General features: G+C 65.3%; 17 protein-coding genes. 2 read left to right on the top strand and 15 right to left on the bottom strand.

Annotation, left to right across the window (positions count from 1 at the left end):
* Window positions 1–99 precede the first annotated feature (99 nt).
* Window positions 100–1,797 carry a proline--tRNA ligase gene (locus ACQGNJ_RS09015; RefSeq protein WP_426688906.1) on the top strand — a complete coding sequence of 566 codons (1,698 nt, stop codon included), beginning with the start codon at window positions 100–102 and terminating at the stop codon, window positions 1,795–1,797.
* A gap of 253 nt (window positions 1,798–2,050) precedes the next feature.
* Window positions 2,051–2,374 (top strand): H-NS histone family protein, encoded by a 324-nt coding sequence (locus ACQGNJ_RS09010; RefSeq protein ID WP_426688905.1) that lies wholly within the window; start codon window positions 2,051–2,053, stop codon window positions 2,372–2,374.
* A 456-nt stretch (window positions 2,375–2,830) separates the two neighbouring features.
* Here the strand turns inward: ACQGNJ_RS09010 and ACQGNJ_RS09005 are convergent, their stop codons facing one another.
* The 15 genes from ACQGNJ_RS09005 to ACQGNJ_RS08935 all read right to left on the bottom strand — a co-directional run bounded on the left by ACQGNJ_RS09005 (window position 2,831) and on the right by ACQGNJ_RS08935 (window position 20,712).
* Window positions 2,831–4,117, bottom strand: coding sequence for a threonine/serine exporter family protein (locus tag ACQGNJ_RS09005; RefSeq protein ID WP_426688904.1), 1,287 nt, complete (start codon window positions 4,115–4,117; stop codon window positions 2,831–2,833).
* Window positions 4,114–4,560: an NfeD family protein gene (locus ACQGNJ_RS09000; RefSeq protein WP_426688903.1), complete on the bottom strand. Its 447-nt coding sequence runs from the start codon at window positions 4,558–4,560 to the stop codon at window positions 4,114–4,116. Before ACQGNJ_RS09000 ends, ACQGNJ_RS09005 begins: the two co-directional genes overlap by 4 nt.
* Before the next feature lie 10 nt (window positions 4,561–4,570).
* The gene (locus tag ACQGNJ_RS08995) at window positions 4,571–5,515 is read right to left on the bottom strand and encodes an SPFH domain-containing protein (RefSeq protein ID WP_426689066.1); all 945 of its coding nucleotides are present in this window, start codon (window positions 5,513–5,515) and stop codon (window positions 4,571–4,573) included.
* Window positions 5,516–5,647: 132 nt separating this feature from the next.
* Window positions 5,648–8,776 carry an efflux RND transporter permease subunit gene (locus ACQGNJ_RS08990; RefSeq protein ID WP_426688902.1) on the bottom strand — a complete coding sequence of 1,043 codons (3,129 nt, stop codon included), beginning with the start codon at window positions 8,774–8,776 and terminating at the stop codon, window positions 5,648–5,650.
* A complete protein-coding gene (locus ACQGNJ_RS08985; RefSeq protein ID WP_426688901.1) occupies window positions 8,776–9,873 on the bottom strand; it encodes an efflux RND transporter periplasmic adaptor subunit in 1,098 nt (365 codons plus the stop codon). Before ACQGNJ_RS08985 ends, ACQGNJ_RS08990 begins: the two co-directional genes overlap by 1 nt.
* A complete protein-coding gene (locus tag ACQGNJ_RS08980) occupies window positions 9,870–11,030 on the bottom strand; it encodes a TolC family protein (RefSeq protein ID WP_426689065.1) in 1,161 nt (386 codons plus the stop codon). The genes ACQGNJ_RS08985 and ACQGNJ_RS08980 overlap by 4 nt, the downstream gene beginning before the upstream one ends.
* A 212-nt stretch (window positions 11,031–11,242) precedes the next feature.
* The gene (locus ACQGNJ_RS08975; RefSeq protein WP_426688900.1) at window positions 11,243–11,629 is read right to left on the bottom strand and encodes a hypothetical protein; all 387 of its coding nucleotides are present in this window, start codon (window positions 11,627–11,629) and stop codon (window positions 11,243–11,245) included.
* Between the two features lie 28 nt (window positions 11,630–11,657).
* Window positions 11,658–11,927 carry a hypothetical protein gene (locus ACQGNJ_RS08970; protein WP_426688899.1) on the bottom strand — a complete coding sequence of 90 codons (270 nt, stop codon included), beginning with the start codon at window positions 11,925–11,927 and terminating at the stop codon, window positions 11,658–11,660.
* A gap of 254 nt (window positions 11,928–12,181) precedes the next feature.
* Window positions 12,182–13,567: a sensor histidine kinase gene (locus tag ACQGNJ_RS08965; protein ID WP_426688898.1), complete on the bottom strand. Its 1,386-nt coding sequence runs from the start codon at window positions 13,565–13,567 to the stop codon at window positions 12,182–12,184.
* A 27-nt stretch (window positions 13,568–13,594) separates the two neighbouring features.
* Window positions 13,595–13,921 (bottom strand): thioredoxin domain-containing protein, encoded by a 327-nt coding sequence (locus ACQGNJ_RS08960; RefSeq protein ID WP_426688897.1) that lies wholly within the window; start codon window positions 13,919–13,921, stop codon window positions 13,595–13,597.
* A gap of 78 nt (window positions 13,922–13,999) precedes the next feature.
* Complete coding sequence (locus ACQGNJ_RS08955) at window positions 14,000–15,346, bottom strand: sigma-54-dependent transcriptional regulator (protein ID WP_426688896.1); 1,347 nt, start codon at window positions 15,344–15,346, stop codon at window positions 14,000–14,002.
* A gap of 85 nt (window positions 15,347–15,431) precedes the next feature.
* On the bottom strand, window positions 15,432–16,664 hold the full coding sequence (locus tag ACQGNJ_RS08950; RefSeq protein WP_426688895.1) for an ABC transporter permease: 1,233 nt from the start codon (window positions 16,662–16,664) through the stop codon (window positions 15,432–15,434).
* Between the two features lie 2 nt (window positions 16,665–16,666).
* Complete coding sequence (locus ACQGNJ_RS08945) at window positions 16,667–18,013, bottom strand: ABC transporter permease (RefSeq protein ID WP_426688894.1); 1,347 nt, start codon at window positions 18,011–18,013, stop codon at window positions 16,667–16,669.
* Window positions 18,014–18,165: 152 nt separating this feature from the next.
* Window positions 18,166–19,380, bottom strand: a complete 1,215-nt coding sequence (locus ACQGNJ_RS08940; protein ID WP_426688893.1) for an ABC transporter permease — start codon at window positions 19,378–19,380, stop codon at window positions 18,166–18,168.
* Window positions 19,381–19,389: 9 nt separating this feature from the next.
* Complete coding sequence (locus ACQGNJ_RS08935) at window positions 19,390–20,712, bottom strand: ABC transporter permease (protein ID WP_426689064.1); 1,323 nt, start codon at window positions 20,710–20,712, stop codon at window positions 19,390–19,392.
* Between the last annotated feature and the right edge of the window lie 32 nt (window positions 20,713–20,744).

Genomic DNA, 20,744 nt, shown 5'->3' with positions numbered 1-20,744 from the left:
GCCATCGCCCCGGGAGGCGATCGGGTGGGCGCAAGGCGGCGGGCGTGAGCATGGGCCCGCCGCTACACTAGGCGTTTCCACCACGCCGGAATCACCCGCATGCGCCTCAGCCAATTCCACCTGGCCACTGTCAAGGAAGTCCCTGCCGACGCCGAAATCGCCAGTCATCGGCTGATGCTGCGTGCGGGCATGATCCGCAAGCTTGCTTCGGGGCTCTACAGCTGGAGCCCGCTGGGACTGCGCGTGCTGCGCAAGGTCGAGGGCATCGTCCGCGAGGAAATGGATCGTGCCGGCGCCATCGAAATGCTGATGCCGTCGGTGCAGCCGAAGGAACTGTGGGAAGAAACCGGGCGCTGGCAGAAATTCGGCGGGCAGCTGCTGAAGATCAAGGACCGCAAGGGCCAGGAATTCTGCTACGGCCCGACCCATGAGGAAGTGGTCACCGACTTCGCCCGCAACGAGCTGAAAAGCTACAAGCAGCTGCCGGTCAACTTCTACCAGATCCAGACCAAGTTCCGCGACGAGATCCGCCCGCGTTTCGGCGTGATGCGTGCGCGCGAGTTCCTGATGAAGGATGCCTATTCCTTCCACCTGACCCAGGAGTCGCTGGCCGAAACCTATGCGGCGATGTACCAGGCGTACTCGCGCATCTTCACCCGGCTCGGCCTGACCTTCCGCGCCGTGCAGGCAGACACCGGCGCCATTGGCGGCAATGCCAGTCATGAATTCCAGGTGCTGGCCGAATCCGGCGAGGACGCCATCGCGTTCTCCGACGGTTCGGACTATGCGGCCAATCTGGAGAAGGCCGAAGCGCTGGCGCCGACCATCGCGCGCCCGGCACCGGCAGCTGAATTGCAGCGCGTGGACACGCCCACCCAGAAGACCATCGACGACGTTTCCGCTTTCCTCAAGGTCAGCCCGCAGCAATGCGTGAAAACCCTGCTGGTGCGCGGGCGCCACGGCCTGGTGGCGCTGTGCCTGCGCGGCGATCACGAGATCAACGAGGTCAAGGCCGGCAAGCTGGCCGAGCTACCCGACGAATCGGTGCTGGCCAGCGAAGAGGAAATCCTCGCCGCCACCGGCACCCGTCCGGGCTTCATCGGACCGGTGGGTCTGCCCGCTTCGATTCCGGTGATCGTCGACCGTGACGCCGCCGTGCTTGCCGACTTCGTCTGCGGCGGCAATGCCGATCGCACGCACTGCACCGGCGCCAACTGGGAGCGCGATGCGCGTGTCACCCGCATTGCCGACCTGCGCAACGTGGTCGACGGCGACCTTTCGCCGGACGGCAATGGCGTGCTGCATATCGCCCGCGGCATCGAGGTGGGACACGTCTTCCAGTTGGGCAGCAAGTACGCCGAAGCGCTGAATGCCACGGTGGTCGATGAAGCCGGCAAACTGCAGGTGATGACCATGGGCTGCTACGGCATCGGCGTCAGCCGCATCGTGGCTGCGGCGATCGAGCAGCGGCACGACGAAGCCGGCATCGTCTGGCCGGAAGCCATGGCGCCTTGGCGCGTGGCGGTCTGCGTGATCAACCCAAAGCACTCGCCGGAAGTCGCCGCAGCTGCCGAGGCGTTGTACCAGGCATTGGGCGAGCGCGGCATCGAAGCGGTGCTGGATGACCGCGGCGTGCGTGCCGGCAGCATGTTTGCGGACATGGAACTGATCGGCATTCCCCACCGCGTGGTGGTCAGCGAACGCGGCCTGACCGCCGGCACGCTGGAATATCGCGGCCGCGAAGACAGCGACAGCCGCGCACTGGGTGAAGCTGACCTGTTTGCCCTGCTCGGCTGAAACCAGCGACTGCGCATTAAACGAAACGGCCGCCCAGTGCGGCCGTTTCTGTTTTGGGCAGTCCATTCGAGACGCGCCGCATGATTAATTTTTAATGTGAAGAAAGACTTCACGGGGATAACGTGCTTTACAAGGATTCGGTGAATCAGCGAGAATAAGAATCGCAACCTATTCAAGGCCTCCGGCGCCGCTCTCCATAATGGCCGGAACATAACCAGATCATTTATTCACGACATCCACCCGGGAGTCACGCATGGCCGTCGATATCAAGAACCTCAATCACAACCAGCTCAACGACCTCATCTCCAAGGCGCAGGTCCGCCAGAACGAACTGCGCAAGGAAAAGGTCGTCAAGCTGCGCGAGAAAGTGCATGCGATGATCAAGGCCGAAGGTTATGCCTTCGAGGACATCTTCGGCAGCGCGCGCGGCAAGGCCAAGCGCACCACCGGCACGGTGGCGCCGAAGTATCGCAACCCTGCCAACCCCGCGCAGACCTGGTCAGGCCGCGGCAAGCGTCCGCATTGGTTCAATGACGCATTGAAAGCCGGCAAGAAGGAAAAGGACCTGGCGATTTGATCGCTGGTTTCATCGGGTAATGGAAACGCCGGCCTTGGGTCGGCGTTTTTTTGTTCGGGATACGGGACTTCTCCCCCTGCAAAGCCAAGGGACAAATCGGCAGGATTGCCGATTTGTGCGGCGACAGCCGCCCGTAGGGTGAGGGCCATGGATGGCCCGAATACAGGTCGGGAGGGGGTGGCTCTTGATCTTGGCGGGGTCAGATCAAGAGCGACCCCTCCTCAATCCTCCCCTGCCTTGCAGGAGAGGAGGCGATGGTGCCGTGCGGGTTTGTCTTCGGAGAGGGTCGGCGGGGCTTGAGGCCGCGGACTTCGGGCGGCTCCATCTTTTGAGAGCGACCCCACCCCAACCCTACCCTGCCTTGCCTTGCAGGGGAGGAGGCGATCGTGCCGTGCGGGTTTGTCTTCAGGGTCGGTCGCAGGCACTTCGATGTCTGCGACTTCGGCCACGTTTGTTTTACAGGGATCGTCGTGGCGAAATCAGCAGGTCGCCGAACATCAGCCCTGCCACCAGCGACACCAGCAGGGTGATCAGCAGCAGGCCGGTATCCAGGCTCAGCGTGGTATCGCGCTCCAGCAGGAACGACACGCTGCGGAAACCCACGCTGCCGGGTACCAGCAGCAGGATGCCCGGCTCGCGGATGACTGCACCGGGCCGTTGCGCATAGCGGGCGTACACGTTGGCCAGCCCGCCCAGCAACAGGCCACCGACGAATACACCGACCGGCGCACCGGGCAGCGAACTGGAAATCTGACCGCCCCAACGCGTGGCCAGATAGCCCACCACCACCGCCACGATCACCACCGGCCAGTCGCGTTTCGCCGCGCGGAACAGGATCGCGAAAGCTACCGCGGCCACCAGCAACGCCGGGTAGTCGGTCCAGCCCGGCAACGCGGGCAAGGCAAAGTCACGCGCGGTAATACCCAGTGCCCGGCACAGCTGGGTCGCCGCGATGGTGCCGAAGGTGAGCTTGAGCAGAGTGGCCATCGCGCCACCCATCCGCGCCATGCCGGAAACCAGGTGCTGGGCGGAGATCTCACGCACCGCCGTGGTCAGCGACATGCCCGGTATCAGGATGATAAGGCTGGCCAGCACCACCGACTTGATCGCCAGCGGCACCACGAACGCACTCACCACGATGGCCACGGTAGTCGCCACCAGCGCGCAGATCGCGTCGCTGGCCACCGCCAGTCGCGGCCGACTGGCGGCCAGCAGGCTGATGCAGCCGATGATCACGCCGATCACCGCCGCCACGATCAGATCCACCCAGGAGCTGTGCAGGAACAGTGCAGCGATGCTGGCGGCCGACAGGCCGTAGCTGATGATCGAGCCGATCTTCTCGCGACGGGTATCGGGACGACCCAACTCGCGCAACAGGCGAAACCCTTCGCGCAGGTCCAGCTCGCCGGCGATCGCGCGATCGGCGATTTCATCCGCCTGGCACAACCGGGCCAGGTTCACCTCGCCGGGTGCCAGGCGCATCACCTGGGTGGTCTGCGCCACCCCCTCTTCGCCGCCCTGGGCCAGGTCGGCGAAGGAAATGATGATCGCCGTGGGGCTGGACCATACATCGGCCGACAACCCGAGCCGCTGCGCCACGCCGGCGACTGCCATTTCCAGTCGCGGTGCGGTGGTGCCGTACTGATGCAGCCGTCGCGCCAGTTCCAGCGCAAACGCCATCCGCGTGGTGATCGCCGTCGTGGTGAACTGGTGCTGGCTGATGACGCCGCCGCCTGCGTTCATGCCGCTGCACGCACCTGCAAGGTGGTGCCATCCACCGCCACCACTTCCACGGTGCTGCCCAGTGGCAGGTCAGGCCCGCTGACCAGCCACTGGCCGTCGCCGACACGGGCCTTGCCGCGACCATTGACGATCGGTTCGACCAACTGGTAACGCTGGCCGATCAACTGCTCCGCACGACGATTGAGCCGCTCGTCACCTGGTGCACTTCGCTCCAGCCGAGGCCGCAGCCAGCGTGCATAGCCGATGCAGGAAGCGAATGTCAGCAGCCCGAACACGATCGCCTGCGCCAGCACGCCAAGCGTTGGATCCAGCCACAGCAGCGCCCCCATGGCGGCGGCAGCCAGGCCGATCCACAGCAGGAAATAGCCCGGCAACAGCAGTTCACCGCCAATCAGCAGCAGCGCCAGAATCCACCACAGATAGTGCGTCGACAATTCCCACATGATCGTGCCCTCAGCGCAGCGGCGGCTGGATGGCCGTGGATTTCTGCTGCTGGCCCAGCGACTCCTTGGCCAGCTCGGCGATGCCGGCCAGCGAACCGAGGATGCCGGTGGCCTCGATCGGCAGCAGCAGCATCTTCTGGTTCGGCGATTTGGCCATTTCCTTCAGCGCCTCGACATAGTTGTTGGCGACGAAGTAATTCAACGCGTTGACGTTGCCGCCGGAGATCGCATCGGACACCATCGTAGTCGCCTTCGCCTCCGCTTCTGCCGAGCGCTCGCGCGCCTCGGCGGCGCGGAACGCCGCCTCCTTCTCGCCCTCGGCGGCCAGGATCACCGACTGCTTCTCGCCCTCGGCCTTGAGGATCGCCGCCTGGCGGAAGCCCTCGGCGTCGAGGATGTTGGCGCGCTTCTCGCGCTCGGCCTTCATCTGCCGCGCCATCGCGTCGATCAGGTCGCGCGGCGGGGCAATGTCCTTGATCTCGATCCGGTTGACCTTGACGCCCCACGGATGGGTCGCCTCGTCCACCACCTTGAGCAGCTTGGCATTGATCGCATCGCGTTGGCTCAGCGATTCATCCAGGTCCATCGAACCGAGCACGGTGCGGATATTGGTCATCACCAGCGCCAGCGACGCCTGCTCCAGGTTGGAGACCTCATACGCCGCCTTGGACGCGTCCAGCACCTGGTAGAACACCACCCCGTCGACGCGCACCACCGCGTTGTCCTTGGTGATCACGTCCTGCGACGGCACGTCGAGCACCTGCTCCATCATGTTGATCTTGCGCCCGACCGCCTGGTAGATCGGAATCAGGAAATGCAGGCCGGGGCTGAGCGTGCGGGTGTACTTGCCGAACGTCTCCACCGTCCACTCGAAGCCCTGTGGCACGATGCGTACCAGCTTGGCCAGGCCGATCACCACGACGCCCACGATGACCAACGCCAACAACTGTCCGATTCCCATTGTCCACCCCGTATCCCCAAAGAGGGCTTCAGTATAGGCGAGCATGGGCCACTCGAAGTGGTGCTGCGGTCCGCACCACAACGACGTGCGGGAAGCCGCTCGGGCGCCAGTTCCCCGCGCACCGCGTCATGTGCCCGCTGCCTTCCGACGCTCGTTGCGCTGTTCCAGCCAGTCATACAGCAGCGGCAACAGGACCAGGGTCAGCAACGTCGAACTGAGCAGGCCACCGACCACCACCGTGGCCAGCGGCCGCTGGGTTTCCGCACCCACGCCACTGGACAACAGCATCGGCAACAAACCGAGGATCGCCACGCTGGCGGTCATCAGTACCGGACGCAGGCGCAAGGCGGTGCCATGCAGCACGGCCTCGCGCACACCCAGCCCCGACGCGCGTTGCCCGTTCAGGAAACTCACCAACACGATGCCGTTCAACATCGCCACACCGAATACCGCAATGAAACCGATCGCCGACGGCACCGACAGGTATTGCCCGGTGATCGCCAGTCCGACGATGCCACCGATGGTGGCAAACGGCACGTTGGCCAGGATCAGCGTGGCGTGCTTTACCGAGTTGAACGCGGTGTAGAGGAGCACGAAGATGAAGAAGATCGTCGCCGGCACGATCAACGACAACCGCTTCAAGGCCCGCTGCTGGTTCTCGAACGCGCCGCCCCACTCGCTGTAGTAGCCAGTCGGCAGCTTCACCTGCTGCGCGATGGCCGCATTGGCGTCCTTGACGAAGCCGTCGATGTCGCGCCCGCGCACATCCATCTGGATCACCGCATAGCGCTGCAACTGTTCGCGGCGGATGAACGAGTAGCCTTCAGCATCGCTGACCTCGGCCACCTGCGACAACTGCACCAGCGCACCGCCGGGAGTGCGGATCGGAATGCGCCGGATCGCCGGCAACGAGGCCTTGTCTGCGTCGCCCAGCCGCACCGCGATATCGAAACGCTTCACGCCATCGAGCAGCGTGGTCACCGGTTCGCCGCCGATACCGTTCTTCACCACGGTCAGCACATCGTCGGCGTTCAAGCCATAACGGGCCAGCGCATCGCGATCCACCTTGATGCGGACCTGCGGCTTGCCGATGTTCGCCTCCAAAGCGAGATCAGCCACACCGGGCACACCAGCCAGTACGTTCTTGATGTGGCCACTGAGGCGATCCAGCTCACCCAGGTCGTCGCCGTAGATCTTCAACGCCAGCGTAGCGCGCACACCGGAGATCAGTTCCTCGATGCGCATCTGGATCGGCTGGGTGTAGCTCACCACGGCGGTCGGCAACGCTGCCGTCAGTTCCTTCTGCATCGCTTCCTCGATGCTTTCCAGCGTCTCGCCCTTGCGCCATTGATCCTTCGGCTTCAGCGGGGTGTAGACCTCCATGTAATTCACGTCCGCCGTTTCGCCTTTTTCGGCGCGACCGATCATTGCCAGCGTGGTTTCCACTTCCGGAAACTTCTGTTTCACCAGCGCGGAGACTTGCCTGGAAATGTCGACCGATTCGTCCAGCGACGCCGATGGAATCGAGGTGATGCGCCACATGATGGCGCCCTCTTTCAGGTTCGGCATGAACTCCTTGCCCAGGAACGGGAACAACGCCAGGCTGCCGATCAGGGCCCCGGCGGCGATGCCCAGCACGAGCCTGCGGCGGGCAAGCGCCCACCTCAGCACCGTGGCGTAATGGCGTTTCAGGAACGCCACCAGCCAGGTGTCCTTCTCTTCCTTCGGCTTCAACACCAGCGCGGCGAGCACCGGGATCAGCGTCAAGGCAAGCATCAGCGAGCCAGCCATGGCGAAGCTGATATTGAACGCCATCGGCTTGAACATCTTGCCTTCCAGCCCCTGCAGGCTGAACAGCGGCAGGAACACCACGATGATGATCAAAATGGCAAACGCCATCGGCTTGGCCACCTCGCGGGCGGCCGCCAGCACGGCCGCGGAGCGATCCACCGGACCGCCATGCGCCCTGCGTTCGGCCATGATGCGGTAGGCGTTTTCCACCATCACCACGGCGCCATCCACCATCATGCCGATGCCGATCGCCAGGCCCGCCAACGACATCAGGTTGGCCGACAAGCCGGCCTGATCCATGCAGATGAAGGCGATCAGCATCGCCAGCGGCAACGACACCACCACCACCAGCGCACTGCGAAACTCGCCCAGGAACAGGAACAGTACGACTGCCACCAGAATCGAACCTTCGATCAATGCACGCACCGCCGTGCCTACGGCCGCGTTGACCAGCTCGGTGCGCTCGTACACCGGTTTCACGACCGCGCCCGGCGGCAGGGATTGCTTCACCGTATCGAGCTTGGCCTTGACCGCATCGACCACGCTCTTGGCGTTCTCGCCGATGCGGGCCAACGCCATACCCAAGACCACTTCCTTGCCGTCGCGCGTCACCGCACCAGTACGTGGTGCGCCCGCTTCGTTGATCGTGGCCACATCCCGCACGTAGACCGGCGTGCCGTCTTCCGTCTTGAGCACGATATTGCCCAGATCCTTCGCGTTCTGGATCAAGCCCAACCCGCGCACCAGATACTGCTCGCGCCCCACGTCGACGAAGTTGCCGCCGACCTGGGCATTGTTGGCCTGTAGCGCCTCGATCACTTCCTTGAAGCCGAGCTTGTGTGCGATCAGTTTCATTGGATCGATGCGCACCTGGAACTGCTTTGCCTGCCCACCCCACGAGCTGACGTCATCGACACCCGGAGCGGTGCGCAGAATCAATCGGATGGTCCAATCCTGCAGCGTGCGCAGATCCATGTCGTTCGGTGCCGTGCCGGCGATGGCACCCTTGAGCTTGTCGTCAGCGCGTTCGACGGTGTACCAGAAGACCTGGCCCAAACCGGAGACATTCGGTCCCATTTCCGGTTTGCCATAACCCGCCGGCAGGCGATCGCCCACCTGCTGCAGGCGCTCGTTGACCAGCTGGCGGGCGAAGTAGATGTCCATGCTGTCGTCGAAGTAGACCGACACAAAGGACAGACCAGACAGGCTCACCGAGCGGATTTGGTCCACCTTGGGCAAGCCTGCCAACGCCGATTCCACCGGCGCGGTGAGCAGTTGCTCCACGTCCTCCGCGGCCAGCCCCGAAGCTTCGGTGTACACATTGACCTGCACCGGCGTGACATCCGGAAACGCGTCGATGGGCAGCTGACGCACCGCCTGGAAACCGAGCAAGCCGATCACCACGAAGATGATCAGCACCAGCACCTTGTAACGCAGGGAGAATTCAACCAGACGATCAAGCATCATTCTTCCCCCAATTGCGCGCGCAGCAAACGGGCCTTCAGCACGAAGGCGCCTTTGCGCACGTAGCTGTCACCAGCCTTGAGGCCCTGCGTGATCACCGTCCAGCCATCGCGGGTATCACCGACCATCACCGGCGCCGGCTCGAACGTCCCGTTACCCTTGGCGAGGAATACGGTCGGCTGGTTCTGCAGCAGCACCATGGCTTCGGCGGGTACCGCGAGCTTCTGCAAGGCGCTGCCAACGGCGATGCGTGCCTCGACCAACTCACCGGGATGCAGCAGATCCTTGCGGTTGTCGACCTCGATACGCACCGGCACCGTACGCGTGCGTTCATCGGTCTGATGCGAGCGCTGCACCACCTTGCCGGGCATGTCGATGTCGCGCACCAGGACGCGGACGTCGGCATCGGGCTTGACCCGTTCGGCATCGGCCGGCGCCATTTGCGCAACAACCCATACCGAATCTTCCTTGACCAGGGTGAACAGCGTGCGGCCTGGCTCCACCCGTTCGCCCACCAGAAACTCGTCAGTAGTGACGCGGCCAGCGGCCGGTGCGAGCAACTCGAAACTGCCATCGGCACCGGCGGATCCCTTGCGCAGCAATCCGCCGATCTGAGCGTCGGACAGACCGTAGGCTCGCAACTTGGCACGCGCCTGATCGCGCTGCACCTTCGCTTCGTTGTAGCGCCGTGCCGACACCGCCTGCGGCCCCAGCGACGCGATGCGTTGCCAGTCCTGTTCGGCCACGATCAACGCACCCTGGGCCTCGGCCACCTGCACGGCGGAAAGCTCGACCAACGGCTGACCCGCTTTCACCACGTCACCGAGCCTGGCCTGGCGAGCGAGCACCTGGGACGCCACGCGCGGCGACACCAACACGGTGGAATAGGCGTCGGCTTTCACTTCGCCGGGCGCCTTCAGTTCATCCGTAAGCGCACGTAGAGCGACCTTGTCGAGGACAATGCCGGCATCCTTGATCGCCCTGGTATCGAGTGCGAGCGGATTGGCGGGTGCGGCTTCCTGCGCCAGTACGGGGCCACCCAGCGCAGCCAACAGCGCCACGCCCAGCAGGGTGCATTTCAAAGAAGAGATAGTCATCGGCGAATGTCCTGATTGCGGCCATCCTGAGTGCGGCCGTCGATCCAGTCGGTCAGGCGGCCCGCTGCGGTGAGGTAATCGAACCAGGCCTGCCAGGTCTGGCTTTCCAGTTGCTGGCCGGACAACGCGGTGTCGAGACTTTGCTTGAGCTGCACGAGATAGTCGGAGGTGCTGATTTCGCCGGCACGCCAGAGCTTTTCCAGCAGCGTGGTGCGATCCTCGAACGCAGCGGCACGGCCGTTGCGAAACGCTTCGGCTGCACCGCGCAGGGCGGTGTAGCGGGCTTGCGCCTCCTGCAGTCCGGCGCGCAACACAAACTGGCGCGAACGCACACCTGCCGCTGCCGCATCGGCTTCAGCTCGCGCGGCATCCGCGTCGGCACGTCCGGTATTGCGCACAGGCAGCGGAATGGACACGCTCACACCGACTACCTGATCAGTGCGCGGCCCACTGCGCACTTGACCACCCGTCAGGCTGAGTGTGGGATCGGGAATGCGCGCACGGCGCGCAACCTGCACACCCGCCTCGGCGCCCGCTTGCTGCGCGTGGGCCTGGCGCAGTTCGGGCAACTCGTCGACGGACACCGGCGCAATGCTGTTCGCCGTTGGTGTCAGTCCGGCGGGCAGCGGTGGCAGCGCTTGTTGCTCGCCACTGATGGCCAGCAACGCCGCCCGAGCTGCCGCCTCGTTGCCGGCGAGCGAGGCTTGCTGCACCTGCGCCTCGCCGAGTGCCAGACCGGCCAGATCGCGTTCGGGACTGCTGATGTCGCCGACCTTCAGTCGCTGTGCGGCCAGATCATCGAAGCGTTGCATCAGCACAAGACGACGCTGGCCCAGCTCACTCTGCCGAGCCGCGAGTGCGGCCGTCGACCACGCCTTCAACCAACGGGTGGCCACGTCGCGACGCAAGAGGTCATGGGTCGCCTCGGCAGCAAGCAGTGCAGCCTCTCCCTGACTGGCGCGAGCGCGGCGCTTGCCGGACAGATCCAGCGGCAGACTGATACCGGCCGTGCGCCGATTGACATCGGCGTTCTCCGCATCGAACGACAGCAAGGGGTTGTACAGCGGCTGCGCGGCGGCACGCGCACGCGCACGGGCGGCGTCGAGATCCGCTCGTGCGGCTTGCACTTCCGGGCTGACTTGCCAGATGCGGCGCACCGCCTCTTGCAACGGGGACGATGCCAGCGATGTCGACGGTACCCCTAGCTGCGGGGAAGGATGGGATACGGGTGCGGCGCCGAGCATCGCCGCATACAACAGACACACGGCGCCAATCGGCACCGAACCTGGAACAGACATGAAGCCATCTCCTGAAAACGATCACGAGGCAACGAACCGCACGGGCGGTTTCATCGCGGAACGGAACGGTTTCAGGCGATAGGGGGGCGCAGCAACGAGCCGGTCGTGGCCGGAATCATGTCTGGAGAGAGGCGGGAAGATGCCGCGCTCGTCTCGACCGGCGCGACGGCGAGCGTCACGCTGGCCGCCAGGGTCAGCGCGTGGGCACACGCGCAATGGCAGCCACCGGCTTCACCCAGCAGGCATGCGTTGTCGTCCGGCGTGGCGGCGGTCGCCGAGTCCACAGCGGTGAGCACGCTGGTGGTCGCCTGCACATCGGCCAGCGCCGTTGCGGCGGGGTTGTCACCCAGGCAGATCGAGCCCGCGACCAGCTTGATCAGCAACACCGCCACAGCCAACACCCACAGGCCGCGGTGGTGGCGCAGACGGGTCAGCAGCGGCGGGGTGGTACGGATCATCCAATCATCGTAAGCAAACATCGAGGTGTTAGACAATTGCATTGCCGGCCGGCGTTGCTGGTGGGCCGCGCAAGATGCGCTCATGAAACCCACGCATTCCGACCACACCCACGGCATTCTCCAGGCGCTCTGGCTGCACGCCAGCGAGCGCCACGAGCATCAGCACGCGCATGAGGCGCTGGCACACGACCACCGCCATCGCCACGACGCCCATCATCAGCACACGCACGATTTCCCGTGGGACGGCGAGGAGCCGCACACCCATCCGCATGTCCACGAGCCCATGGCGCACTGTCATCCACACTATCCGGATCTGCACCACCGCCACGGGCACTGACCGCCGATGCAACCAGTTGGCAGCGGCCGCAGGAGGACAGGTCGCCTGCCCTGAGCGAACAGGTCACGCCAGATCGCCAGGCCGCCACGCGCGATGGCGATGGAGGTGCATCTGGACCATACAGGTTCGATCAGCGCGGGGTGAGAACCGTCGACAGCGACAGCGCTGCGGCCACACGCCGATTCACGCCACCCGGGAGCAGGCCTGATCTTGCGTCACCGGCTCACCACCTGCGGCAGCCGCAGACTCACCCGCAAACCGCCGCCTTCGCGATTGGCCAGCAGCACGCGGCCGCCATGCGCTTCGGCGATCTCGCGCGCCAGCGCCAGGCCAAGGCCGGTGCCCGAACGCTTGGTCGAGTAGAACGGCAGCAGCGCCTGCGCCAGCACCGTCTCGCTCATGCCGGGGCCGCGATCGGCCACCTCGATGCGCAGTTCGCTGCCGACCTCCAGCAGCGACAGGGTGACTTCATCCTCCGCGCCGCCCGACTCGTGCGCGTTCTTGATCAGGTTGATCAGCACCTGTTCGATCTGCACCGCGTCGAAGTGGCCCGGCTGCTCGGGTATCGACGAGGCAAGACGATACTGGCAATGCAGCGCCAGGCCCTCCAGGAACGGCTTCCAGCTGATCTCCACCGGTTGCGGCGTGGGCAGCTTGGCAAAACTCGCATAGCCGGCGATGAAGCGGTGCAGGTGCAGCGCGCGTTCGCCGATGGTGGCGAACACGCCAGGCAGTCGCTCCAGCTGGCCGCGGCGGGCCAGTTCCGCGCCGGAGTGCGCCAGCGAGGTGATCGGCGCCAGCGAATTGTTGAGCTCGTGGCTGATCACCCGGATCACCCGCTTCCAGGTCGCCACTTCCTGCCGCGACAGCTCGCGGGTCATGCGCCGGAACAGGTGCAATCGATGCGGCCGCCCCTGCAGGCGGAACGCGCGTTGCGACAGGTGGAAAATCTCGTCGCTGCCATCCATCTCCACACTGAGCAGGGCATCCTCGCCACTGTCCACCGCCTTGCGCAGTGCCTCGGGTGCATCGGAAAGCAAGGCCGAGAACTCCAGCCCGTGCAGGCTGCGACCCTCGTTGAACAGATGCCGCGAGGCGATATTGGCGTAGGCCACGCGGTTGCCGGCATCGGTCAGCACCAGCGCCACCGGCGTGTTCTGCACCACCGTGTCGAGCAGCAGCTCGCGCTGCACCAGGTGCTGGCGCTGCTCGCGCAGGGTCTGCCCCAGCGCATTGTGCATGCGGATCAGCTCGCCCAGTTCGTCGCGCCGGTCGATCGCGATCGAGAAGCTGAAATCACCGTCGCGATAGCTGGCGACCGCGCCTTCCAGCGCACGCAGCAACCGGCTCACCGGCGCCATCACCAGGCCGGCCAGCCAGAACGCCAGCGGCAGCAGGACGATCGCACTGGCCAGCAGCCCACCATAGATGCCCAGTTGCATCGGCGCCCTGATCGACAGTGCGAGGTCCTTGCGCATCCACAGCAGCAATTGTGGCAGTGGCCACTGGGTGACGCCGGCATAGATCGCCGCACCCGCCAGCGCGGCCACCGCCAGCAGCAAGGTAAGCCGGCCGCGCAGCGAATTCAGGCTACGCCACATCGGCTGTTCTCCGCGCGCAGAGCCCGCTCAGTGGCACCTGGCGTCGATTGGCGTCATCGCGCAATCCAGTGGCGGGCGTCCGCCCATCCACGGACGACCCGTACCCAATACCGCGTCGCGGTCGGTCGCCAGCGGCGGTGGCTTGTTGAGCATGCTGCCCTCGCGCCCGTCGCTGAAACGGAACGGGCTGCTCTTCGAATCGCCCGGCACCGACGGCGTGCCGGAGCGATAGTCCGACGAATGGCCGGCCGCAGGTTGCACGGCCCAGTCGCCGGGCGCGGTCGATGGCGTCTGCGCCATCGCACCACCAGCGGCAAGACAGCCGGCCAGAAGCAAGATCCGGCAATAGTTCATGAGGTTCCCCCTGCTGGACACCGATGGTCATCTTTCTACGCCTGTGGGTGAAGAACAAGCACCGGGGTCACAGATTGCTCATGCGGTGGTCGCCAGGCCATAGCGTTCCATCCGCCGATACAGCGCCTGGCGCGACAGCCCCAGGTTCTGCGCGGCGCGGCTGACCACACCCCCGGCCTTGTGCAAGGCCGCCTCCACCGTCTCGCGAGTGGGCTCGTCGAGATTGCGCGCGGCGCCCGTGGCCGCGTGCTGCGGCAGGTTGAGCAGTTCCGGCGTGATCGGCTGGCCACCGGCCAGCAGTGCGGCACGCTCGATCGCGTTCTTCAGCTCGCGCACGTTGCCCGGCCACGGGTAGCCGAGCAAGGCATCGCGTGCCGCCTCGCCCAGTTCGGCACGACCATCGAGGAAGAATTCGGCCAGCGGCAGGATGTCGTCGCTGCGCTCGGCCAGGGGTGGCAGATTCACCTCGATCACGTTGAGGCGGTAGTACAGATCTTCGCGGAAGCTGCCGGCCTGGATCATCGCCTTGAGGTCGGCATTGGTCGCCGACAGCACGCGCACCTTGGCGTGTCGCGTCTTGCCGGAACCCAGGCGCTCGAACTGGCCGGTTTCCAGCACGCGCAGCAACTTCATCTGGCCGGGCAACGGCAGGTTGCCGATCTCGTCCAGGAACAGGGTGCCGCCATCGGCCAATTCGAAGCGACCCTCGCGCGCCTTGTTGGCGCCGGTGTAGGCACCGGCTTCGGCACCGAACAGCTCGGCCTCGATCAGCTCGCCGGGCAACGCGCCGCAGTTCACCGCGACGAACGGGCCGCGCTTCACCGCGGAATTCGCATGCATGATCGCGGCAATGCGCTCCTTGCCGGTGCCGTTCGGTCCGGTGATCAGCACCGAGACGTCCGAACGCGCGATCTGGCATGCCAGGTCCAGCGTGCGCGCCATCGCCTCGGAGGCGAACACCAGGCTGTCCAGGTCGTATTTCTTCTGCAGCATCTCGCGCCGCTGGCGCCGCTCGCGCCGACCGCGGTTTACCTCGCGGGTGGACTCGGACAACTCCAGCAGGTTCTCGACCGTGGCCAGCAGCTTGTTGTCGTCCCACGGCTTGGCCAGGTAGTCGGCGGCGCCGGCCTTGACCAGTTCCACCGCGGTTTCCAGATGCGTCCATGCGGTCAGCAGGATCACCGGCAAATCGGAGTGCTGCTCGCGGATCGCCCGGAACAACGCCACCCCCTCTTCGCCCGAGGTGGTGTCGGCGGTGAAGTTCATGTCCTGGATCACCACGTCGACCGCCGCGCGCTGCAGCGCCTGCAGGCCCTCTTCGGGCGTCAGCGCAACCAGCGCGTGCACGTCGTGCAGCGACAGCGCCAGCGACAGCGCCTCGCCCACGGCCGGGTTGTCGTCGATGATCAGTACGGTTCGGGTCATTCGTTTTCTGCACATGTGGACATGGATGCCGCTCCGGCGACAAAGGTTGCCATGACCATCGTCATGCGTATACCGCAAGCGCCACTCATGTCGACCTCGTCGCCACCACCGGCGGCACATTGGCCGCCCGCAGTGCCGGCCCGAGTACGGCCAACTGGCCCAATCCCCACAGCACCAGCGCGCCGACCAGCAGGTAGAACCCCGGCAGACGCTGCAATTCGTAATGCTGCATCAGCACCGCGTTGAGCACGAAAGCCAGCACCACGCCCAGCGCGACGCCGGCGCCGACGATCAGGAAATTCTCGATCTGGAAGTAACGCAGGATGTCACTGCGGGTGGCGCCGATGGCGCGGCGGATGCCGATGCTGCGCGTACGTTGCTGCACCCAGAAGTTCGCCAGCCCGGCGATACCCAGTGCGGTGACGAACAGCAGGCCCAGCGCGGACGCCAGCAGCAGGCTGATCATGGTCAGGTCGCGGCGGAAAAAGTTGGCGCGCATCTCGGCGAATCGCAGCGGGGGCTTGAGCAGGCGATCGTGCGCTGCCGCCAGCAACACGGCACTGGATCGCTGACCGACACGATCGCAATCGGCCGGCGCGCAGCGCATCACGTAGAACGCCTGGCTGTCGTCAGGCAGCATCGGTGCCAGCACGGTGTAGTCCGGCTGTTGCGAGCTGCCCGGGGACGGCATGGCCAGATGATCGAACACACCGACGATGCGGCGGTCATGCTGATCGATGCGGATCGCGTGCCCCACCGCCGAACCCGTGGGAAAGTAATGATCCGCCACCGCGCGACTGACGATCAGCGCATCGACATCGTCCAACCCGGCCCAGTTGTCCTTGACCCGCATCGGGTGATAGTCGGTGGCCGCGAAGTCGTGGCCCTCGACCAGATGGATGCCCAGCGTGGCCAGCTCCCCCGGCATGCCGCTGTACAGGGTCAGCTGGATGCCGCCCGTCGCACCTGGCGCACTGCCGGCCGGCCGACTGCCGACGCGCCAGGTTGAGCGGCTCAGCGGCAGCGAATCGACCACCGTGGCCGCAGTCACGCCGGGAATCATGCGCAACCGCGCCAGATCGGCCTGGTGTCGCTGCAAGACATCGCTGCGCAACTGGAAGTCCTGCGCGCTGATCAGCACCAGTGATGCCTCGTCGATACCGCTGGGTGCCACCATGCGCTGGATGCGCGTGGCAACCATGAAGCCCACGTTGCAGACGATCGCGCAGGTCGCCGCAACCTGCAACATCAGCAATGCCGCCACCAGCTTGTGCCGGCTCAAGCTGGTGAAAATGGGTCGTAGAGGGACGCTGCGCATGTTCAGGCACTCTTCAATTGCAGGGCCGGTGCAACCCGGCAGGCGCGCCACGCCGGCAGCAGCCCGGCGAGCAGGCTGGCGACGAGGGCCAGCAGCAGGGTCAGCAGCAGCATGCCGATGTCCATATGTGCCAACGATGCGTAGGCATCGGGCCGCTTGCGCACGCTCCACAGGCCGAGCTGTGCCACGACAAGGCCCAGCACGCCGCCGAGCAGGCCAATCAGCATCGACTCGACACCCAGCTGCAGGAAGATATCCCAGCGCCGTGCACCCAGTGCGCGACGCACGCTGATCTCACCGGATCGGCGCAGGAACTTGGCCAACAGCAAGGCAACAATGTTGAGCAGGCACACACCCAGGAAGGACAATGCCAGAAGCAGTTGCAGTCGCAGGTCGCCGGGTACCCAATCGGCCCGCGCCAGCCACGTCATCATCGGGTAAAGCATGCTCACGGGCGCTCGCTCGAAGCGACCGGCTGCATGCTGCGTCTCGGCATAGCCCTGCAGGAACTGGCGATAGCTGGCCTGCTGTGCGGGATCGTCCAGCTCCACCCAGAATTGCGCCCAGCTGCAACTGCCACTGGTGCGCCGCGCCTTGCCCGCCAGATTGTCCTTGCCCCAGCAACTGGTGCCGTTTACCGGAAGATCGAGATCGACCGCCGTCAGCAGCGGAATGAATGCCTGGTCGGCATTGCCATAGGGTCTGCCGCTGTCGACATCCTGGTAGAAGGTCGGCTGCGGATTCCACTCCCCGGTTTCGCCAACCACCCGGAACAGGTCGCCGCCCAGGCGGATTTGCCGCCCCACCACCGGGCCATTGTCGAAAAGGCGGCGTGCCAGTGACGGGGTGATGACGGTCACGCGTGCGCGGTCTTCATCCTCTTTCGCGTTCCATGCGTGGCCGTCCGTCATGGGCACGCCGAACATGGCGAAGAAATCCGCACTGGTGTACTGCACCGACTCGTAGTCGGGTCGGCGGTCGTCGCGATCGTCCGCGCTCTGGATCAACACCGTGCCGCCCGCCATCATCGCCTGTCGCGGCGCGCGGCGTGCGTTCAACAGGGCCAGCGCGTCGACATAGGTGAAGTTGTCCACGGCACTGTCATGCACGCCCCCGCCGCCGGCGTTGTCGTTGTCGCGCCCGGCATCGCGAAGTGGCCGGGGATCCAGCGTGGGATAGAACAATTTCGTACTGCGTGCGGGCAGCGGATCGCCCGACATGACATGCAGCACGGTGATCATCGTCATGCTGGCACCGATGCCCAGGCCGATCGCCAACACCATCAGTCCGGTGAGCACCGGATTGTGGCGAAGGCTGCGCAGGGCCAGGTCAAGGTAGTAACGGAACATGCGTCGATTCCTTCATTCAATCCGGTTGGCTTGCAAGCGCAACGGCAAGAGTGTCGGCGGCAACGGCTTCATTCGCGATGTCTTCGCTTTTGGAGCCGCAGGGAGGTCATCGCGTTTGAATGCGCTGTTGCAGGTTGTGGCATCACGGTTCATCAGACCGACCTTGTTGCCACCACCGGCGGCACCGCTGCCGCGCGCAGTGCCGGTCCCAGCACCGCCAACTGCCCCAGCCCCCATAGCGCGAGCGCGCCGACCGGCAGGTAGTACAGCGGAAGTCTTGGCAGTTCGTAGTGGGTCATCAGCAGCAGATTCAGCGCATACGCCAGCAGCATGCCCAGCACGATGCCGAACGTGACGATGAGGAAATTCTCGGTCTGGAAGTAGCGCAGGATGTCGCCGCGGGTGGCGCCGAGCGCACGCCGCACTCCGATCTGCCGGCGGCGCTGCTGCACCCAGAAACTGGCCAGGCCGACGATGCCCAGCGCCGTCACCAGCAGCAGCGCGACGATGACGCCCAGCAGCATCCCGGTCATGGTGCGGTCCTGCTGGAAGAGCGTGCGGCGCAGGTCGCTGACGGTCTGGCTGGCCTGCTGGTCCAGCACCGCGTCTGGCGCAATCTTCGCCATCATCGCGCGCGCATCGCGCAACACACGGGGCAGGTCTTTCGGATCGGCGCGCAGCAGGTAGCTGCCGGAGAGCCACCGACTCGATGCGGCCGGCACGAACAGCGACCAGTCCTTGCTGGGGCCGGCCCAGCCGTTCGGATCGGGCCGGACCATGCGGTCAAGCACGCCGACCACGCGATAATGGGATTTGCTGAGCCAGATCTCCTTCCCCAGTGGATCGACACCCGGCCACAGGTGGTCGGCGAGCGAGCGCGTGATCTGCACCGCCGCTTCGTCCGGCATGAGGGTGGCGAACGGGCGGAAGTCATCCGGCTGCGGCATGCGCCCGGCGACCAGTATGGGATTCAGCGCCTTCAGGCTGCCGGGACCGCCCACGTAGAGCTCGACCACCCCGCCGAACTGCTTGCCCGCTGCGTCCAGGGTGATTCCCGCGGTGCCGCGGCGTGAGCCGAACGGAATCGAATTGAGCAGGCTGGCCGACTGCAGGCCCGGGATGCTGGCCAGGCCAGTCAGTACGCGTGCATTGAGGTCGACCGCCTGGCTGTCTTCGTAGCCGGTGAGTTGCAGGCTCGCCAGCGAGGTTTCGTCCACGCCACTGTCCATCTGGATCAGCGCGATGCGGCTGGCGATCAGGAAACTGGCGTTGCACAGCACCGCACAGGCCAGCGCGATCTCCAGCGCAATCAGCATGGTGGCCAGACGGTGGCGGCGCAGCGCGGCAAGTATCGGTTGAATCTGCATCGGGCACCCCTACAAGGTTTTCAACTGCAGACCCAGCTGCAGACGACTGGCACGCAGCGCGGGCAGCACGCCGGCGAGCAGGCTGGCGGAGACGGCCAGTACGAAGGTGAGCAGGAACATCGACGCGTCCAGCCGCACCAGGTCGGCATAGGGCACCGGCTGCCGGCGGATCAGCCACAAGCCTTCGAGCGTCAGCAGCCAACCGCCGATGCCACCGATCAGGCCGATCAGGCCCGCCTCCACCAGGCACTGGGCAAACACCGCGCGCCGGGTCGCGCCGAGCGCACGGCGCACCCCGATCTCGCCGCTGCGGCGCAGGAATTTGGCCAGCAGCAGACCGATCATGTTGAACAGACAGATGGCCAGGAAGGCGAACGCCAGCCAGGTCTGCAGGCGAACGTCGCCGGGTACCACGCCGTTGTAGTCCAGCCACGCCACCAGGCCACGCAGGCGCGTGTTCTGTGGCCGCACGATGCGTCCCAGCACCTGCTGCTCGGCCGCATAACCGTCCAGAAACGTCTTGTACGCAGCCACCTTCCCGGCGTCGTCGAGCTGCACCCACAGCCGGACCCATGCACACGGTGAGTTCTGCAGATGCCCCGGCGTCTCGGGCATGCGCCAGCAGGTGAACTGGAAGAAGTTGCCGTCGTTCAATTCCAGGCCAGTGAAAAACGGGGTGAACACGTCTTCCGTCTTGCCGTAAAACTCCGCGGTCTGCCCGTTGGCAAAGCGGCCACCGGCCACGGTGTAGAACTTCGGCGACGGCCGCCACGGCTTGAGCACGCCGACGATGCGCACATCGGTTTCGCGCAGGCGCAAGGTACGCCCCACGCTGTTGCTGCCGCCGAACAGTTTCTGGTTGAGGTCGGCCGAAATCACTGCCACCCGCGCGCGTTTGGCATCGTCGTCGTCGGACCAGCTGCGGCCATACTGGAACGGCACGTCGAACATGGGAAAGAAGTCCGCCGTGGTCGACAGCATGGTCGGCATCAGTGCCGGCAGGTTCACATCCGGCGCGCGCAGGCGCACATCGCTGTCCACCAGCAGCGCCTGCCGATCGGCGCGATGCGCAGTCCACAGGTCCACCGCGGAGCGGTAGTCGAGCACGTCCAGCGGCTGCTTGAAGTCGCCGGGCGTCGGGTTGCCATCCACCTGCGGGTAGAACAGCGTGCCGCTGCGCGTGGGCACCGGATCGCCGGACAGCAGGTGCATCACGGTCAGCGTGGTCATGCTGGCGCCGATGCCGACGGCGATCGCCAGCACCATCAGCGCGGTGAGCACCTTGTTGCGCTTGAGGCTGCGCACGGCCAGATCGAGGTAGTAGGCAAACATGTCCATCATTTCATCCACGAAAATTCATGCCA

The organism is Rhodanobacter ginsengiterrae, assembly GCF_050026815.1.
GTDB lineage: Bacteria > Pseudomonadota > Gammaproteobacteria > Xanthomonadales > Rhodanobacteraceae > Rhodanobacter > Rhodanobacter ginsengiterrae.
Note: the sequence above shows the minus strand (reverse complement) of the source record. Positions and strands in the feature narration are given on the sequence as shown.

Bases quoted from the DNA above. Each gene is read 5' to 3' on its own strand.
- ACQGNJ_RS09015 (WP_426688906.1), top strand. From the start codon at position 100: ATGCGCCTCAGCCAATTCCACCTGGCCACTGTCAAGGAAGTCCCTGCC.
- ACQGNJ_RS09010 (WP_426688905.1), top strand. From the start codon at position 2,051: ATGGCCGTCGATATCAAGAACCTCAATCACAACCAGCTCAACGACCTC.
- ACQGNJ_RS09005 (WP_426688904.1), bottom strand. From the start codon at position 4,117: ATGAACGCAGGCGGCGGCGTCATCAGCCAGCACCAGTTCACCACGACG.
- ACQGNJ_RS09000 (WP_426688903.1), bottom strand. From the start codon at position 4,560: ATGTGGGAATTGTCGACGCACTATCTGTGGTGGATTCTGGCGCTGCTG.
- ACQGNJ_RS08990 (WP_426688902.1), bottom strand. From the start codon at position 8,776: ATGCTTGATCGTCTGGTTGAATTCTCCCTGCGTTACAAGGTGCTGGTG.
- ACQGNJ_RS08985 (WP_426688901.1), bottom strand. From the start codon at position 9,873: ATGACTATCTCTTCTTTGAAATGCACCCTGCTGGGCGTGGCGCTGTTG.
- ACQGNJ_RS08975 (WP_426688900.1), bottom strand. From the start codon at position 11,629: ATGATCCGTACCACCCCGCCGCTGCTGACCCGTCTGCGCCACCACCGC.
- ACQGNJ_RS08970 (WP_426688899.1), bottom strand. From the start codon at position 11,927: ATGACAGTGCGCCATGGGCTCGTGGACATGCGGATGGGTGTGCGGCTC.
- ACQGNJ_RS08965 (WP_426688898.1), bottom strand. From the start codon at position 13,567: ATGTGGCGTAGCCTGAATTCGCTGCGCGGCCGGCTTACCTTGCTGCTG.
- ACQGNJ_RS08960 (WP_426688897.1), bottom strand. From the start codon at position 13,921: ATGAACTATTGCCGGATCTTGCTTCTGGCCGGCTGTCTTGCCGCTGGT.
- ACQGNJ_RS08955 (WP_426688896.1), bottom strand. From the start codon at position 15,346: ATGACCCGAACCGTACTGATCATCGACGACAACCCGGCCGTGGGCGAG.
- ACQGNJ_RS08950 (WP_426688895.1), bottom strand. From the start codon at position 16,664: ATGCGCAGCGTCCCTCTACGACCCATTTTCACCAGCTTGAGCCGGCAC.
- ACQGNJ_RS08945 (WP_426688894.1), bottom strand. From the start codon at position 18,013: ATGTTCCGTTACTACCTTGACCTGGCCCTGCGCAGCCTTCGCCACAAT.
- ACQGNJ_RS08940 (WP_426688893.1), bottom strand. From the start codon at position 19,380: ATGCAGATTCAACCGATACTTGCCGCGCTGCGCCGCCACCGTCTGGCC.
- ACQGNJ_RS08935 (WP_426689064.1), bottom strand. From the start codon at position 20,712: ATGTTTGCCTACTACCTCGATCTGGCCGTGCGCAGCCTCAAGCGCAAC.